General features: G+C 39.9%; 12 protein-coding genes and 1 pseudogene. 10 read left to right on the top strand and 3 right to left on the bottom strand.

All coding sequences use genetic code 11. From position 1 onward, the window contains the following. Positions 1-119: 119 nt before the first annotated feature. Positions 120-428 carry a TIGR02450 family Trp-rich protein gene (locus AC504W_RS21850; protein WP_494874315.1) on the bottom strand — a complete coding sequence of 103 codons (309 nt, stop codon included), beginning with the start codon at positions 426-428 and terminating at the stop codon, positions 120-122. Between the two features lie 201 nt (positions 429-629). On the opposite strand from AC504W_RS21850, the pseudogene AC504W_RS21845 reads away from it, so the two are divergent. From AC504W_RS21845 to AC504W_RS21820, 6 genes and pseudogenes are all read left to right on the top strand, one after another. After that, positions 630-905: pseudogene (locus AC504W_RS21845) on the top strand (Uma2 family endonuclease); the annotation flags it as partial. 85 nt (positions 906-990) lie between these two features. After that, positions 991-1,200, top strand: a complete 210-nt coding sequence (locus AC504W_RS21840) for a hypothetical protein (protein WP_494874314.1) — start codon at positions 991-993, stop codon at positions 1,198-1,200. Next, positions 1,190-1,579 (top strand): type II toxin-antitoxin system VapC family toxin, encoded by a 390-nt coding sequence (locus AC504W_RS21835; protein WP_494874313.1) that lies wholly within the window; start codon positions 1,190-1,192, stop codon positions 1,577-1,579. The genes AC504W_RS21840 and AC504W_RS21835 overlap by 11 nt, the downstream gene beginning before the upstream one ends. A gap of 302 nt (positions 1,580-1,881) precedes the next feature. Next, positions 1,882-5,274 (top strand): leucine-rich repeat domain-containing protein, encoded by a 3,393-nt coding sequence (locus AC504W_RS21830; RefSeq protein ID WP_494874312.1) that lies wholly within the window; start codon positions 1,882-1,884, stop codon positions 5,272-5,274. Between the two features lie 1,291 nt (positions 5,275-6,565). Next, positions 6,566-7,717 carry a histidine decarboxylase gene (locus AC504W_RS21825; RefSeq protein ID WP_494874311.1) on the top strand — a complete coding sequence of 384 codons (1,152 nt, stop codon included), beginning with the start codon at positions 6,566-6,568 and terminating at the stop codon, positions 7,715-7,717. A gap of 37 nt (positions 7,718-7,754) precedes the next feature. Then, positions 7,755-8,519, top strand: coding sequence for an SDR family NAD(P)-dependent oxidoreductase (locus AC504W_RS21820; RefSeq protein WP_494874310.1), 765 nt, complete (start codon positions 7,755-7,757; stop codon positions 8,517-8,519). A 56-nt stretch (positions 8,520-8,575) separates the two neighbouring features. Here the strand turns inward: AC504W_RS21820 and AC504W_RS21815 are convergent, their stop codons facing one another. Both AC504W_RS21815 and AC504W_RS21810 read right to left on the bottom strand, forming a co-directional pair. Further along, positions 8,576-11,956: an EAL domain-containing protein gene (locus AC504W_RS21815; protein ID WP_494874309.1), complete on the bottom strand. Its 3,381-nt coding sequence runs from the start codon at positions 11,954-11,956 to the stop codon at positions 8,576-8,578. Positions 11,957-12,165: 209 nt separating this feature from the next. After that, entirely contained in the window at positions 12,166-13,482 is a 1,317-nt protein-coding gene (locus AC504W_RS21810) for an aminopeptidase P N-terminal domain-containing protein (RefSeq protein ID WP_494879410.1), read from the bottom strand. Between the two features lie 477 nt (positions 13,483-13,959). Here AC504W_RS21810 and AC504W_RS21805 point away from each other — a divergent pair, with 477 nt between their 5' ends. From AC504W_RS21805 to AC504W_RS21790, 4 genes are all read left to right on the top strand, one after another. Beyond that, complete coding sequence (locus AC504W_RS21805) at positions 13,960-15,204, top strand: FG-GAP repeat domain-containing protein (RefSeq protein WP_494874308.1); 1,245 nt, start codon at positions 13,960-13,962, stop codon at positions 15,202-15,204. A 454-nt stretch (positions 15,205-15,658) separates the two neighbouring features. Continuing rightward, on the top strand, positions 15,659-16,087 hold the full coding sequence (locus tag AC504W_RS21800) for a DNA mismatch repair protein (protein ID WP_494874307.1): 429 nt from the start codon (positions 15,659-15,661) through the stop codon (positions 16,085-16,087). A gap of 346 nt (positions 16,088-16,433) precedes the next feature. Then, on the top strand, positions 16,434-17,396 hold the full coding sequence (locus tag AC504W_RS21795) for a protochlorophyllide reductase (RefSeq protein ID WP_096579881.1): 963 nt from the start codon (positions 16,434-16,436) through the stop codon (positions 17,394-17,396). Between the two features lie 127 nt (positions 17,397-17,523). Next, positions 17,524-18,015 carry a gluconokinase gene (locus AC504W_RS21790; protein ID WP_494874306.1) on the top strand — a complete coding sequence of 164 codons (492 nt, stop codon included), beginning with the start codon at positions 17,524-17,526 and terminating at the stop codon, positions 18,013-18,015. Positions 18,016-18,329: the final 314 nt, after the last annotated feature.

Here is an 18,329-nt window from a genome sequence, read left to right as displayed (position 1 = left end):
GTTGCTTTGCTACTGACTGGACTATCTGAGTACTGATTTTTAACCCTGAATAATTAATTTGTGAAAAATTATAAAATTAAAGCTTTTCACTAAAATTTCTGTGCTTTGAGTATTTATGCTCAATCAACTATAGATAAATTCTCGTCTCTAGCCTCAACGAAAGGTGTCTCACTAGAATTAGAATTGCTATAAATTGCTTCCATTTCTTGTAATGATTGCCAGCCACCTAGCCACTGAGAACGGTCTTGCAATAATTTGGCGTTAATCCAGAAACGAACATTGGGGTCACAGGAAGCAACCATTTCGGCATAAACCCACTTACCTTGATTTTTGCGGTTAACGACTTGAAAGTGTCGCCAACCGTCTACTTTTTTCTGTGCTGTCCATTTAGAGCCTACTAAGTAAGGAAATTTTTGCTTTTTGGTCATTGTTGATGGTCAAGGGTCAATAGTCCATAGTTAAAATTATGCTTTATTTACTTGGCTTACTGATAATGAGAGTAAAGTGAATGTCAGTAAGAGATGGTGAAAGTTTAAACGCAAAGTAGCGCTAAGGTAAACGCAGAGGAGCGCAAAGTTTGATTGCATTTAGGCGATCGCTCTTGGAGGAAAATCATAGATGCGATTGACTATTTTGTGAATTATCCTTGTGTGATTTTTGAGGTCTTGTCACCAAGCACTGAGATAAGCGATCGCCGCGAAAAGTTGGTGAATTATCAGACTATTGGTAGTTTACAGGAGTATATTTTAGTTTCGCTAGATGAGATCAAAGTGGAAGTTTATCGTCAAGATTTGCCAGGGAATTGGACAAAGGAGATTTTGGCAAATGAGGATAAATTAGTTTTAAATTCGGTCAATTTATCGCTAACGATGACAGATATATATGAGGATATTTTTGGACTTTAGCGATCGCTAAACTTGTGTAATTCATTTTGAGACTGATTCGTTATAATATCGACGATAAACTTTGCTAAAGAGCGCAAATAAATGTATGACTAGCCGCGAGCAGCTTATCCAAGAACTTGCAGAGGTTCCAGACGAGTTAGTTCAAGTAATGTTAGATTTTTTGCATCGTGTTCAGAAAACACGTAGTCATCATCCTCTAGCGAAATTTGCTGGTATTTTGAGTGATGATGAAGCGGCTGATTTACAGGAAGCAATTAAAACTGATTGTCGTCAGGTTGATTTAAATGAGTGGTGAGATTGCATTAGATACTTCTGTTGCAATACGTTTTTTGAATGGTGATCCTGATGTTGTTTCAAGGGTGTTAGCATTACCAGAAATACTTTTGTCGGTGGTAGTAGCAGGAGAGTTACTGTTTGGGGCTGAAAACTCGACTCAACCGTTGAAAAATCTTCCTCGATATTTAGAGTTTGTAGAAGTTTGTACAGTTGTGCCTGTGGAAAAGAGAACGGCACTTATCTATGCTCAGACTCGTTCAGCTTTGAAGCGCAAAGGAAGACCAATTCCTATGAATGACGTTTGGATTGCAGCACATTGCCTGGAACATGGTTGGGTGCTTGTGACCGATGATTCAGATTTTGATTATGTGGATGGATTGGTTATAGAGCATTGGTAATGATGGCTATTATGTTTTGCGAATCGCTAATTACAAAATATCAAGGTGCGTTGGCGTAGCCCGCCGCAGGCATCGCTACAAAGTGATGGTATAGAATTTTGCCCTGATCCGCTAAAATCACGCCGTGTGCAACTTTTTCTCAAACCTAACCCCCAACCCCTTCCCTACGAGGGAAGGGGAGCAAGATTCAAAGCCTCTCTCCGCTTCGGGGAGAGGTTTGGAGAGGGGTTTAAAGAATAGTCGCACATCACGTAAAATCATCTTCAACAGTCTTCTTTCCTTTTACCCTTTGGCTTGGAATTATGACGCAGGATGAGTTGTTGGCACTGATAGAGCAAGCGGCGGCTGAGGGTTGGCGAGAGTTAGACTTGTCGGGGCAAGGGTTGGCTGAGTTACCTGGGGAAATTGGTAAGTTGCAGCAGCTTGAGTCTTTAATTTTGGGAAAGAAGGTTGAAGGTTATGAAGTCGTAGAACGCCGTCGTCGCCAAAAGATTTCAGGCAATAATTTAAAAACCCTTCCACTCAAATTATTGGATTTGCCTAATTTGCGGAGGTTGGATATTAGTGGCAATCCTTTAGAAAGTATTCCCGATGTGGTAACGCAGATAATACATTTAGAGGAACTTATCTTAATTCGAGTAGAGCTAACTGAAATACCTGGTGCGATCGCAAAATTAACCAATCTGACGTGGCTTGACCTCAGTGACAACCAAATAAGCGAGATTCCAGAGACACTGGCTAAATTAACCAATCTGACGCTGCTTTACCTCAGTGGCAACCAAATTACTGAGATACCAGAGACGATCGCGCAATTAACCAATCTGACGCTGCTTGACCTCAGTGACAACAAAATAACCGAGATTCCAGAGGCGATCACGCAATTAACCAATCTGACGCTGCTTGACCTCAGTGACAACAAAATAACCGAGATTCCAGAGGCGCTTGCACAATTAACCAATCTGAAGCTGCTTTACCTCAGTGACAACAAAATAACCGAGATTCCAGAGGCGATCACGCAATTAACCAATCTGATGCAGTTTCACCTCAGTAGCAACCAAATTACTGAGATACCAGAGGCGCTCGCTAATTTAACCAATCTGACGCAGCTTTACTTCAGTGGCAACCAAATTACCGAGATACCAGAGGCGCTCGCTAATTTACCCAATATGACGCGGCTTTACCTCTATAACAACCGAATTACTGAGATACCAGAGGCGCTCGCTAATTTAACCAATCTGACGCGGCTTTACCTCTTTTCCAACCAAATTGCCGAGATTCCAGAGACGCTCGCTAAATTAACTAATCTGACGGTGCTTGACCTCAGATTCAACCAAATAACCCAGATTCCAAAGGCGCTCGCGAATTTAACCAATCTGACAGAACTTCACCTCAGTAGTAACCAAATAACCGAGATTCCAGAGGCGATCGCCCGATTAAGCAACCTGACGCAGCTTTACCTCCATAACAACAAAATCAGCGAGATACCAGAAGCGATCGCCCAATTAACCAAACTCACCCAGCTTGACCTTGGTAGCAACAAAATCAGCGAGATACCAGAAGCGATCGCCCAATTAACCAATCTGACGCAGCTTTACCTCAGTGACAACCAAATCACCGAGATACCAGAGGCTCTAGCTAATTTAACTAATCTGACTAGGCTTGACTTGAAAAACAACCAAATAACCGGGATTCCTTTAGAAATTCTTCATTCAGAAGATGCAAAAGAGATTTTTAATTACTTGAGGCAAATTCGCATAAGTGTAACTCGACCACTACACGAAGCCAAACTCTTGCTCGTCGGACAAGGTAGCGTCGGCAAAACATCCCTTATCGAGCGACTAATCCGCAATAGATATGATAAAAATCAACCCCAAACCGACGGACTCAATGTGGAAACCTGGAACGTGCAGGTCAATAGCAAAGACATCCGCTTGAATGTTTGGGACTTTGGTGGACAGGAAATTTATCATGCCACCCATCAGTTTTTCTTGACTAAGCGCAGCCTCTACCTTTTAGCTTGTAATTGTCGCATCAGCGAAGAAGAAAACCGCATTGAATATTGGCTGAAATTAATCGAAAGCTTCGGCGGACAGTCCCCCGTAATTATTGTTGGCAACAAAAGAGACGAACAACCCCTCGACATCAACCGGAAAGCATTACGCGAAAAATATTCTAATATTCAAGCCATTATCGAAACTTCCTGCCAAGATAATATCGGCATTGATGAACTTCGCACCGCTATTTTTCAGCAAATTGCCAACCTCAAAGAAGTCTATGACTTTTTACCCCTCTCATGGTTTGAGGTGAAACAACAACTCGAATCAATGCCCCAAGACTTCATCACCTACAGCAACTATATTGGCCTCTGCTACGAAAACAAAATTCCTGAAGAACAAAATCAAGAACAACTCATCGACTTGCTGCATCGACTCGGCTTAGTTCTCAACTTCCGCGACCATCCCATCCTTAAAGATACCAACGTCCTCAAACCAAACTGGGTGACAGAAGGTATTTACGCCCTCCTCAGCGATGAAATTCTTAAAACTCAAACCAAAGGCATTTTCACTCCCGCCGATCTCAGCCGTATTCTCAATCCAGAACGTTACCCCATCCAGCGCCACAATTATCTGATTGGGTTGATGAAAGAATTTGAGCTTTGCTTTGCTCTAGAATGTCACCCGCCACAATTCTTAATTGCTGGACTTCTGCCCAAAGACCAACCAGAACAAACAGAACTAGAAGGAGAAACCCTAGAATTTCAATACCATTACAAAGTTCTTCCAGAAAGCATTATTTCTCGCTTTATCGTCAACACCCACGAAAAAATCCATAACAAAATCTATTGGCGCAGTGGTGTAATGCTGCAATATCAAGAAAATAACGAAATCTACAACATTGCGCGAATAAAAGCCGACCCTGAAGACAAAAAAATCTTCATCGCCATTAGTGGACGTAAAGAAACCCGCCGCTTATTTCTCGGTATCCTCCGCCATGACTTCCAAAAAATCCACAAAACTCTCCCCAACCTGGAAATCACCGAATGGGTTCCCGTCCCCGACTATCCCAATCATCCCCCCCTCGACTATCAAGAACTTTTGGGACTTGAGGCAATGGGTGAAAGCACAGTCACTATCGGCAAATTAAAATTAAAACTGAATTTACGTCAACTTTTAGACGGTTATGAATCATTAGAATCGCGCCAGAAATCAAAAAGAGATGAGTTAGAGCGCGATCTGGTTAGAATCAATATTTACAATAACAATAATAACCAACAAGGAGATTTTAAACCTATGACAGAAAATACAAACAACTTTCAAGGCGCACAAGTAGGCATCGTCAATATTGACAACGAAGTTAAAGACAAAGCCAGTCAGCAAGTCGGTGACTTAACTCAAACCACTGGCGCAAACATCACCGAAATTCTTCAACTAATCAGCAACCTACGCCAAACCGCCGCCCAATTTCCGCCAGAACTCCGCGACGACATCACTATCGATATTGATGATGTAGAAGCCGAAATTCACAAGCCAGAACCAGAACGCAATAAACCCAAACTCAAAAAGCGTCTCATTGCTTTACTCACTGCTGCTGGTTTAATTGCCGCCCCCATTGCAGGTATGACAGATTTTACAAACAATGTTCTGGAAATAGGCAACAAATTAGGGATAGAACTACAGCTTCCCGCCGGAAAATAGACTTTTCTAACTTCAGAGGCAATTTCTTGCATAAATCACGCCGTGTGCAAATTGATCTCAGACCTAATCCCCAATCCCTTCCCTCGCAGGGTAGCAACCGCTGTGTACACGGTAGCAGAAGGCAGTTATGCTGGAGGAAAAAGTCTTACTATTCCTGACATTCAAGCTTCAAGTTGTCTTAACATATCTGACTACCGCCATAAATACGATATTTAGGTACTGCAATACGAAATTTAGGTACTGCAATACGATATTTGGGTACTGTAATACGAAATTTGGGTACTGCAATACGATATTTGGATACTGCAATACGATATTTGGGTACTTTAATACGAGATTTGGGTACTGCAATACGATATTTGGGTACTTTAATACGAGATTTGGGTACTGCAATACGATATTTGGGTACTGTAATACGATATCTGGATACTGCAATACGATTCTATCCAAGTACTCAAAGCCAAACTTAACCTTGAACCAAATTGAGGTTTAAGGGTGTAGGTGTTTAAAACCCTTACACTCATTCTTCACAGACAACCTTTGTGCGTAAATTCTGAAAGTATTCAAGGTGCGATCGCAAATTAACAAAGACAAGATAACACCACTTAATTCCGATGTATGGGAATAAACACCACTTCAGAATTTTCTATCGCCGCAGCTGACGCGGAAAAATTTCCGTCATCAAGGGCGGGTACTTCCGCAAAGTGTTCTTCTTGTCAGAAACATACAATCTCAAACTGATTACTACTCCAGCACAAGATTTAGCCGCTTGTCTTGTATCTTGAATCTTCCCGAAGCAAACTTATGTTTTACCTATATAAGTTTGCTTCTTCGGTTTATGGCGTTTAAATATATTCCATCAGCAGCGATCGCTATACTCACATAACTTGGTCAAAACTTTAAATAATGTTCCTATATTCCGTAAATAAAGTATATTTACTAACTTCGTAATTCCTTTTAAGTATCAACTACTAATTTTCTGTAATTACGCTTAATATCAATCATATCAACATGAGCAATTCCGTAAAATTCACTAGAAGATCACTGTTAAATCTTGAGAATATTCATTAGTGATACTAGAGGTTTTGCTTGCACCATATAATTCAACTAAATAAATTATAAGAAGCTGGCTAAATCCAAGGAATTCTCCTAAAAATCATCAGTATTATCACTGCTTTATTGAATCTTTAAATGTAGTATTATCTTTATTAAGAAATGCTGAAAATATTGATTGATACTTATAACCTAGAGTAAAACTTGCGTGAACTCAAAATATAAAAAATCAGAAAATATGTTAGATACTGTGAGCAAGGAGTTAGCAATTTTTTGGCAGCAAATAGAAGAGCGATCACAGTTCCACGCAGGTTATCCATATAATTTAAGTTGTGACTTTAGTCGTATAAATAAGTTTTTTAGTTTTTTATTAAATAATGCTGGAGACCCATATATAGAGCCAGATTTTGGTCTTCATTCTCGCAAATTTGAACAAGAAGTTTTATCATTTTTTGCCCAACTATATAAAATTCCCGAAAATGAGTTTTGGGGCTATGTGACGGCTGGTGGAACTGAAGGGAACTTATATGGAATCTTATTAGCTAGAGAAATTTATCCTGATGGAATTCTCTATTCATCCCAAGACTCGCATTACTCAATTGCTAAAGCGGCTAGACTGTTTGGTGTTCAACATCAAGTAATTAATTCTCAAATTAATGGCGAGATTAGTTATGAACATTTATCCCAAGCAATTCAACAAAATTCTCATAAACCAGTCATTATTAGCCTGAATATCGGCACTACCGTTAAAGGTGCAATTGATGACTTAGACAAAATTTTAGAAATTTTAAAATATCATCAAATTAAAGATTACTACATTCATTGTGATGCCGCACTTTCAGGGATGATTTTACCCTTTTTAGATCATGCGCCCCAAATCAATTTTCAAAAACCTATAGATAGTGTGGCTATCTCTGGTAAATTTATTGGCTCTCCTATCCCTTGTGGTGTAGTTTTAACTAAAAAGAAGTGGGTAGAAAAAGTTGAAACCATGATTGAATACATCGGTTCAAAAGATACCACTATTCTTGGTTCGCGCAATGGTCACACGCCTCTGATTCTTTGGTATGCTCTCAAAACCAAAGGTTATGAAGGATTTGCTAAAGAGGCCAAGACATGTATTCAGAATGCTCAATATTTATTCCAGCAACTGCAATTGCGAGAATATCCTTGTATGCTAAATAAATTCTCCAATACAGTCGTGTTTCAAAAGCCGAACCAAGTGTTGATTAAAAAATGGCAATTAGCGACTCTCGATAATTTTGCCCATCTCATAGTTATGCAAAATATAGATCGGCAAAAAATTGATACTTTTGTGAATGAGCTTGTCTTACAAGAAGGAATATTACCGGAATCGGAATATTTACATCTACAACCAGTATTCTCTTAATTAAAAGGCTATCTACTTTTACAAGGACTGTGAATTTATGGAGCTAGTAAATAAAGTAGCCTTAGTTACTGGGGGTAGTTCTGGTATTGGGCGAGAGACAGCTAAACTTTTTGCCGCTGAAGGTGCTAGAGTGGCGATCGCTGATATTGATACCCCTGGTGGTTTATCACTGCTGGAAGAAATAAAAAATAGTGGTGGAGATGCAATGTTTTGCACCTGTGATGTTAGTAATGAAAGTCAGGTGCAAGATTGGATAACAAATGTTGTGAATCAATGGCAACATATAGATATTTTGGTTGCTAATGCGGGAATTTTAGCAATTGGTTCTCTGGAAGAAGCTTCCAATTTGGATTGGGATAAAGTTTTAGGAACAAATGTTAAAGGCTATGCTTTCTGTGCTAAATATGCTATTCCACATATCCGTAAGCGTGGTGGTGGAGCTATTGTCAACGTAGCATCTATAGCTGCTTTGATTGCCTTTCCCGGTTTTGCATTATATAACACAACCAAAGGAGCAGTTCTCCAATTAACCCGAAGTCTAGCTCATGACCTAGCAACTGAAAACATCAGAGTAAATTGTGTTTGTCCAGGTATAATTGAGACATTCCAAACCCAACAATTCGCCGACTGGCAAGGTCTGACAAAAGCAGAGGTGATGAATCAACTTGCGGCTACAGTTCCCATGAAACGTGTAGGAAAACCACAAGAAGTAGCTCAAGCTATTCTATTTCTTGCCTCTGAAAAAGCTTCATATATTACAGCAACATCACTTGTGATTGATGGGGGATATACAGTGCAGTAATCAGGTTTTATGTAGGCTATTTTTGGGAAAAAACTCAAGCAGAACAAAGTGCTATATTACACCTCTAAAAAGTTCATATCAGATAAATTACTAGCAAGTAGTAATTCTACCGCCGAACCTTCTAAAGCTGGAAAAAAGAAATATCCTTGTCCTTGATCGCATTGTAATGCTTTGAGTTGGGCTAACTGTTGTAATGTTTCTATCCCTTCGGCGGTGACTGACATATTTAAATTGTGAGCCAATGTCACAATAGCTCGGACAATTTCTAAATTTTCCCCTCGACTGCCAATATTACTAATAAAAGAGCGATCAATCTTAATAGTTTTTAGTGGTAAGCGGTGCAAATAACTTAAGGATGAATAACCTGTGCCAAAATCATCCATGTGCAATTCTATATTCAGGGTTGTCAGCTGGGAAAGCATAGCAGTTGCCAATTCAAAATTATCCATCAGCAAGCTTTCTGTAATTTCTAACTTTAAAGTACCTGCTTCCAAACCAGTGTCTTGCAAAACTTGTTTAACCTGTTTAACAATATCAGGCTGCATAACTTGTTTGCCAGAAAAATTGACACTAATTGTTAGAGGTGGGTAAATAGGAAATTGTTGATGCCATGCTTGCAATTGACGACAGGCTTCATAAAGCACCCATTGACCAATAGAAGCAATCATGCCTGTTTCTTCTGCCAGGGGAATAAAATCTTCTGGGGAAATGATACCTCGTTCTGGATGATGCCATCTAATCAGTGCTTCAAATCCGATAATTTTGCCCGTCAGCAGCGAAACAATGGGTTGATAGTGGAGGCGAAATTCTTCTTGCTGGATGAGTGCATGGCGCATAGCAGTTTCTAACTGCAACAGCAGAGATGCGCTTTCGTGCATTTTGGGATGAAATACCTCATAACGTGCTTTACCAAGAGATTTGGCACAATACATTGCCACATCAGCATCCCGTAAAATATTTGCAGCTTGCTCATAGTTCTGGGTACTCACAGCGATTCCCATACTTGCGTTAGTAAAGACTTTATGCTCATTTAATTGAAACGGTAAAGCTAGTAACTTTTGAATTCGGTCGGCTACGTATATCGCACCATCAATCCCATCAATTTCGTCTAGTAAAATTGTGAACTCGTCCCCGCCAAACCGCGCAATCATATCTCCTGCACGTAGAACTGACTGGAGTCGATGGGAAATAGCAATTAACAGTTGATTTCCGAGTAAATGTCCCAGGCTGTCATTAATGACCTTAAAACGGTCTAAATCTAAGAAGAGTACGGCAAATACATAATCTTTTTGTTGTTTAGTGCGTTCTAGAGCCTGTTTCACGCGCTCCATAAACAACGATTGATTGGGTAGTCCGGTGAGAGCATCATGTAAACTGTTGTGCAGCAATAGTTCTTGTGCGCGTTGTCGTTCGATAATATCTTGTTGCAGTTGTTGATTAACTCTCATGAGTTCAATAGTACGTTCTGCTACCAACTGCTCCAGCTGACAACGGTATTGTTTGAGTTCTTCTTCGGCTAGTTTGCGCTGAGTGATATCTCGCAGAATGACAACATATTGTCGTAGTTGGAGATTAGATGGCTGGGAAACAGTAGACTCAACAATGTATGAGCCTTGGTTAATTTTGAGCGTTTGTTCACTCCTCATAGCCCATTGTTCTGGTTTGCCGTAATGGTCTATGAGGAATTGATTCAAGTTCTGCCCGACTAACTGTTGGGTGCTAATTTGAAATAGTTCTTCAGCCGCTACATTGGTCTGAAGGATGATACCTTGTTCATCAAGGACTAAAACAATGTCGGGAACAGTATTGAGGGTAGTAATAAATAGGTTTTTTGCCTGTTGGCGTGCCTCATCAATAGCCGTAATTTGTGGTAGGGTAGTCCAGCAAGCGATCGCTACTCCAACAAACGAAAGCATGACTAAAGTGATCGCTAGTAAAGAGTTTCGCGACGTATTATGGTCTCCATCCAATAAATTACGCAGAACCCAACTGCCAATAGCAGAACTACAAATAAGAGAAACTAAAACAATTACCTGAAGTACAACAAAGTCTGGATTATAACTACTAGACTTCCCTTCGTCACGCTGTGTCCACCATTGAGAGTGAAATGGTGCAAAGTTACAGCGACGCAGTACCGCATCTCCTATCATCAGTGCAAAGGGTACAAATAGCCCAATTAATAACTCATACCAACTCCAAGCTAAACCGCCGACTACTAAAACTACTGCTTCTACTAAAAAAAAACCCAATGACCACCAAGGCCATAACACTTCTGGTTGATGGCGACATAACCACAATCCTAGATGCAGCCCCATAATCGATAACAAATAACATGTGCCTGCTACGGTGACAAGTTGAGAAACATTGCCTAAATTCAAACAAAGCAGACTGAGTAAAAAAGTAATAAAGATAGCAGGCCCCAAGATACCTTGACGAGAAACTACTGTAAATACAGGAGATAACTGACTATCTAAGGCAAGTTGGTAAAGAATGCGGGGAGAATTGGTAACGGCTGTAGCACAACTCAACAGACATGAGAAAGTAATAAGTAGTGTGACTAAAAAAGGGGCAAATTGACCCCAAAAAGGTTGCGATGCGGCCAATAAATTTAAGAATGTATCTTCACCAATGTCTGGTTTAGTAGAGGCACACATTAAAACCCAAGAACCACCGAGAAATACTGGCGGAATTAACCACGTAGCTGTAGTTAAAAACTTCAAAGTTTTATGCGGAGAACGACTATCAGCAACAAAAGAAGATGTGGTTTCACAAGCGTAAACTGAATAACTAGCTAGGAAAAAAGACTTAGCCCATTCTCCAAAACTGAGGCTATGGGTATTCGGTGGAAACAAATTAATACCCTTTGATAAAACTAACCAAATTCCGCCTTGAGTACAAAACAAAAGCACTAATGAAATTGCGGGAATAACAAAAAATAGGTGAAGTAGGGCGACAGCACGAGTACCACTAAATGCCAAAATAAAAGGAACTACCGTAAATGCAATTTTTAAGAAAGTTTCTGGACAAGAAATGCCCAAAGGTTGAAAATTAACCTTAATTAAGTCTGTGAGGATAATTGCATACAAAGCTGGTGCTGCTGCCCAGCTAAAATAATAGCCTAAAGCAACGTAGCGACCTAAATTCGGAAAGTTTTTCAGCAGCCGCGCCGTATAATTAGGCGTTCCTCCTGTTACATCTAACCAATGTTTACCTAAACTTTGGATTTGCAAGTTTAAAATGCAGGAGACAATGACTCCAAACAACCACACTAAAATTGCTTTAGATCCCAATGCTGCATGGATAACAGGTGCAGTGCCAATCCATCCTACATGACCCGTCAGCCCAAAACCCCAGGTTTCTAGATAACTCAATGTGCGTGGCAGGCGCATTACCAAGCGCTGGTTTTTATCTGCCTGCACAGAACTATTACTGACCATTGTTTTCTAGCTAGATGTACTGACTATCTTTCACTGAATAACTGATCTGATTTTTTATAGCTTCCGTGTAACTGCTGAAATTACCTCAAAAGTGTGAAGTATGAAGTGTGAAGTATGAAGTCAGAAATTGCTTTTGACTTCTATCTTCTACTACTTCAATTTTGGATTTTTAATGCGGAAATTTCAAATCTAAAATTATTCTGTTTTTTCTAAGCAACTCTTTCTATTTCATCTATTTCTTTGGGAACTCCAGCTGTTAATACTTCATGTCCTGTAGGTGTAACTAACACATCATCTTCAATCCGAATGCCAATACCAATCCAACGTGGGTCTGTTTCTGGTTGGTCTTCGGCTAGTTTTGTATCTGGTACGATGTAAAGTCCAGGTTCTACTGTTAACACCTGACCAGGTTGTAAAATCTGTGGTTTGTCGTCACCGTGTTGGTAAACGCCAACATCATGCACATCCAAGCCTAACCAATGGCTGGTGCGGTGCATATAGTATGGTTTATATTTTTCTTCTTCGATGATTTTGTCAATTTCGCCTTTGAGAATGCCAAGGTCAATTAAGCCTGCGGTAAGGACGCGCACAGCAGTATCGTGAACTACTTTAAAGGTATTACCTGGTTGTACTTGGGCGATCGCTTGTTTTTGGGCTTCTAGGACAATTTCATATAATGCCTTTTGTTCGGGCGTAAATTTGCCACCTACCGGAAATGTACGAGTAATATCTGAGTTGTAATAACTGTATGCACAACCCGCATCAATTAATAGCAATTCCTTATCCTGCATCTGGCGATGATTCTCAATGTAGTGGAGAACGCAAGCATTCACCCCAGAAGCCACAATCGACGGATAAGCTGGCCCCATTCCGCCTCTGAGTCGAAATATCCGTTCAATTTCGGCTTGAATTTCGTATTCATAACGTCCTGGTTTAGCGATCGCCATTGCTTGATTATGTGCTTCCACGGCGATCGCCGCTGCTTGGCGCATCATTTCTAATTCGGCTTCTGTTTTAATCAGCCGCATACTGTGAAGTACTGCACAGGTATCTTCAATGGCAATTGGCCCTGTACCTCGTTTGGGATAAGTCCGCAGCAAACTTTGATAGTGTTCTAAAATTTTTTCATTAAAATGGCGATCGCGCCCCAAGTGATAATAAATGCGATCGGCTTTTTCCAGATATTGGGGCAATTTTTCATCTAATTCATTAATCGGATAAGCTGCATCTGCACCATAAATTTCTTTGGCTGCATCTACACCACAGCGATAACCAGACCATACTTCTTTTTCTCGGTCTTTTGGTTGGACAAACAAAACAAAACGATGTTCGGGATGATTTGGTGCTAACACTGCTACGGCTTGCGCTTCATTAAAGCCTGTTAAGTAAAAAAAATCACTATCTTGCCGATAAGCGTATTCCACATCGTTGTGCATAACGGCCATTGGCGCACTCCGAAAAATCGCAGTCCCATTCCCAATTTTTGCTATTAACTGCTCCCGACGCTGCCGATATTCTGATTGCATAGCTGTTCAATTTGTCAGTTAAATTACAGTGTTATTTTACACTTTTCGCAACGTGGCTATACAGATAAAGCCTCTTAGTAGTTGCTTGTTTCAGTTATTTTAACTAATATTTTCTACTTCTTTAGATACTGTTCGTTCTTTTATGACCAACACGTTAAACTTTTTGATGAGTCCAGTTTTGTTTTTGTTGGGCATTTTTATTTTCTCTTACTGATAAGTAGATAACAGACTTATTTTATATATTTAAAACCTGACATAAATAAATTTTGCTGACAAACTAAATGATTGATTATTCACGACTTGCAAATTTTATGCAAATGATTTATGACAAATTTTTTATGTATATAAACCTTGATATTTGAATTAAAAAAATGTTTATTTAAAAAACCAAAAAAAACAATAATTGTTCTTAGAATACAGAAATGACTATGATTCATCGGTTAAAACTTTGAAGACAACCAGTGATTAGAAAGCACTATGTCTTCAACTTCAAAATCCTCACCATTACAAACAAATCTGTTTTCTCAATCTTTGAAAAAATCAAGTGCATTGTTAGAAACTCTAGATAATGCACAAGGAATTGGTAAGAATTTTTCCAGCAGTAGTGCATCTTCATTAGAAATAAATTCTTTAGCAACACAAAAAAGTTCAACATCAGAATTCACAACAAGTGCGAACCCCAACCCTTATTTAAGAAGTGCTGCAATTGCCCCCGATTTCAACGGTGATGGCAAAGTAGACAAAATGTGGGTGAATGCTCAAACAGGTGAGATTGTGATTCGCCTGATGGATGGTGGACAAGTTCTCTCACAAGGTTCTGTAGGTAAGTTTGATATCAACGCTTGGACTTACAAAATTGCCGATTTTAATAATGATGGCAAAACCGACTTTTTATTGCGGAATAAACAGACAGGAGAGAACAGAGTAGCTCTCATGGATGGCACAAAAGTTGCAAGTACAGCAGCTTTAGAAAAAGTAGATGCTAACTGGAATCCTTTAATTGGTGATTTCAATGGCGATCGCAAAACAGATATTTTCTGGAATAACGCTAAAACTGGTCAAAATGCCGTTTGGTTGATGGACGGCACAAAAGTTTCTAGTGCCAATGTTGTAGAAACTACAGCAGTAGGCTTAACTCCAACTGTGGTTGATTTTGACGGTAACGGCAAGAGTGATATCTTTTGGCGTAATGCCAACACTGGTGCGAACAGTGCTTGGTTTATGGATGGCACAAAAGCCAGTAAGTTTAGTTTACAATCTCAATCTTCCTCTTTAACTCCTATCCTGGGTGATTTTAACGGTGACTTGAAGACAGATATTCTGTGGCGAAATACTTCCACCGGTCAAAACAAAATTTGGACAATGAACGGTATCGTCGTCACTGAAGGTGCTGCTAAGACACTTGATTCATCTTGGCAAGCTAACATTGGTGATTTCGACGGTGATGGCAAAACTGATATCTTCTGGCACAATCAGAAGACTGGCGAGAACACCGCTTGGTTAATGAATGGTACAGCAGTTAAATCTGAAGCATTCCTCCCCAGCAATAGCGCATCTTTGACACCATCCTTTGGTGATTTCAATGGTGATGGCAAAACTGATGTTTACTGGCGCGATCAAGCATCAGGTGCAGATAAGATTTGGACAATGAATGGCACAAAAGCCACAGAATCTACTCTAGCTACTAAAGACAGACTTGGTGCTGCTTGGTATACAGGCTAAAGTTTACAAGACTGATGCACAAAGGTTAGTTATTGAGATGGGGTTTAAGGGTGTGGGGTGTAAGAGTTTTAAATACTTAAAACTCCTATACCCTTTTATCCTTCTCTAAACCCTTGATTTTTTGTTGCAGTACGAAGTCATAACTTAGTTATCTCGGCGGTGATTCTCACAACAAAAAGTAATGGTTATTGCTACAATTTCATCCAAGCTTTTGTTGTGGCAGTAAGCTCTATGGTGAAAGCATACTGCTTATTTAAACTTAAACGTGTTTAGCAACGTCTTGTAAAAGCGATACCTATTGCTTGCTGCATCTAAGTTCTGTCAATCCATCTGGCATAGTTATTATGCACAAGTTCTGATGGTGATACATCACCTGGCTATTTCACCATTTAGTTGATAAATGCTCTCTAAGTGGGAATACTAAGTTTAACCAGTCTAATGGGTTAAGAAATTTGTGAGGTTTATACCCATGTCCGAAATTAATATCGGTGATTATTTAGCTCACCCTTTAGTCAGATATCGCAATCATTTAGAATTCAATGGATATCAGGTTGACGAAGAAGATGAGTTACTTTTATGTCGTCATCCCAGAAAGCATGGTTTGATAGTTAAAAATGTACCAAATCGAGGTGTATTAATTAGAATTCTTTATTCTTGTAACTTCAATGTAAATAGACCTAATCTCTTAGAATATGTGAATGAACTGAATTTATTGTTTATGTTTATGAAAGCATATATTGATAATTCAGCTAGTAACTTGTATATGGAAACTTTTTGTGAGGGCGAATACGACAGAACTAATTTTTCTATTGTCTTAGACAATATTGAGTATGACATGGAAATGTTTATCAATCATCATCAAACTAGAGAATGTTTATTATAAAATAAAAATTAAATAGGCTTTTTTGGTGGGTTATGCCCACCATTCTGATTTAAATTAGCAGGAATAAAATTGGCAGCAATTATATCAATACTTCTCAAAAACAATTATTTTCAGGAATGAAAAACGCGATCGCATCTGCGGGGAACTGGCAAGCGATCGCCTGAAGATTCTCGATAGTCAGCATTGTAAATAGATATCATCTTCAGATTTCGCAATTATCTGTCAGCCTAGATTGATTCTTCTGGTTTGTTAACAAGTATTAAGGAAAAATTGATAGATTATCTGTATAACCCAGTGATGTAAAATCCAGAAGATAGTAAAAGGCGATAACAGAGTCTGAATAGCAATGGCACAGGATCGTAAGTCAACGGTTGTAATCACAGGTGCGTCCTCTGGGGTAGGTTTGTACGCTGCAAAAGCATTTGCTCGCAGAGGATGGCACGTTGTCATGGCCTGCCGAGATTTGGTGAAGGCTGAAAAAGCTGCCCAAGAAGTGGGGATACCCAAGGACAGCTATACTCTTATGCACATTGATCTGGGTTCATTGGATAGCGTCCGCCAGTTTGTCAACAACTTTAGAGCCAGTGGTCAATCCTTAGATGCTGTGGTGGGTAACGCGGCTATTTATATGCCATTAATCAAAGAACCGTTACGCAGTCCCGAAGGTTATGAGTTAACCATGACCACCAATCACCTTGGTCATTTTCTGCTGTGTAAACTCTTGCTTGAGGATTTGAAAAAATCTCCGGCTGCGGATAAGCGAATGGTAATTTTGGGAACTGTCACCCACAACCCCGACGAACTGGGTGGTAAAATTCCGCCGCGTCCAGACTTGGGTGAATTAGAAGGCTTTGTTGCAGGCTTTAAATCACCAATTTCTATGATTGATGGCAAGAAATTTGAACCTGTCAAAGCTTACAAAGATAGTAAAGTCTGTAACGTGTTAACCATGCGCGAACTGCATCGACGTTATCACGAATCAACAGGGATTACCTTCACTTCTCTTTATCCGGGATGTGTGGCTGAAACACCTCTATTTCGCAACCACTATCCTTTGTTCCAAAAGCTTTTCCCCTTGTTCCAGAAATACATCACCGGAGGATATGTATCTCAGGAATTAGCAGGAGAAAGGGTTGCAGCAGTAGTTATTGAGCCAGAATATAAGCAATCTGGTGCTTATTGGAGTTGGGGAAATCGTCAGAAGAAAGAGGGTAAATCTTTTGTGCAGAGAGTTTCTCCCCAAGCACGGGATGATGCTAAAGCTGAACGCCTGTGGGATTTGAGCGAAAAGTTAGTCGGGTTAGCGTAAAGGAGAGATTCACCCACACAGATGGTCTTTTGAGATTGGGTGTAAGGGTATAGGGGTATGAGGGTGTAAGGGTTTTGAACACCTATACCCTGTTACCTCTACACCTTGTAGTATTATCTAATTACAAATGATAATTCTGATCATGGGAGTGGCTGGCTCCGGTAAAACCACCATTGGTCAAGCACTTGCAGCAGCAACAGAGTGGGAATTTGACGATGCAGACACCTTTCATTCAGCTGCTGCTAAGGCAAAAATGAGCCGAGGGGAACCACTAACTGATGCCGATCGCCAACCTTGGTTAGAATTATTGCAAACAGCGAGCGCCCAATGGTTACAAGCCGAAAAAAATGTCATCTTGGCTTGTTCAGCCTTAAAAGCTAGTTATCGTCAGATTCTTTGTGGTGATGATTCACGGGTAAAGCTAGTGTACCTCACAGGCAGTTATGAGTTGATTGAACACAGATTGCGCGATCGCCACGGTCATTTTATGCAAGCCAATCTTTTACAAAGCCAGTTTGATACCCTAGAAGCGCCAACCACAGCCGAAGCAACTTATATTGATATCTCCCAAGATTTAGGTGCGATCGTGCAGCAAATCAGAAATAGCCTGAACATCTAATCAGTAGCCATCATGAACTGCATCCACCAATAATTCGGTGAAATAATTATCATAAAGACCGTAGAGGGAGCAGAAGAAGCAGGTTTTTACATTTCTGCACAGATTTCTGGAATTATAACTAATACCAATTCTCTAAATCCAGGCTATAGATAATTCTCCCCCTGCTCCCTGCCCCCCTGCCCCCTAAATTTATTTATGGGGTCTTTTCCCTTGCACCCTGGCGCTTTTCCTCTTCAGTCACAAACTCAATGGTAAACTTAGGTTGCTCCTGAGTAATTTACCCTATCAATATGAATCATCCTTTTTTAAAGCTT

It is taken from the genome of Nostoc sp. C96 (assembly GCF_059384975.1).
This window is presented reverse-complemented; position numbering and strand designations above follow the sequence as displayed.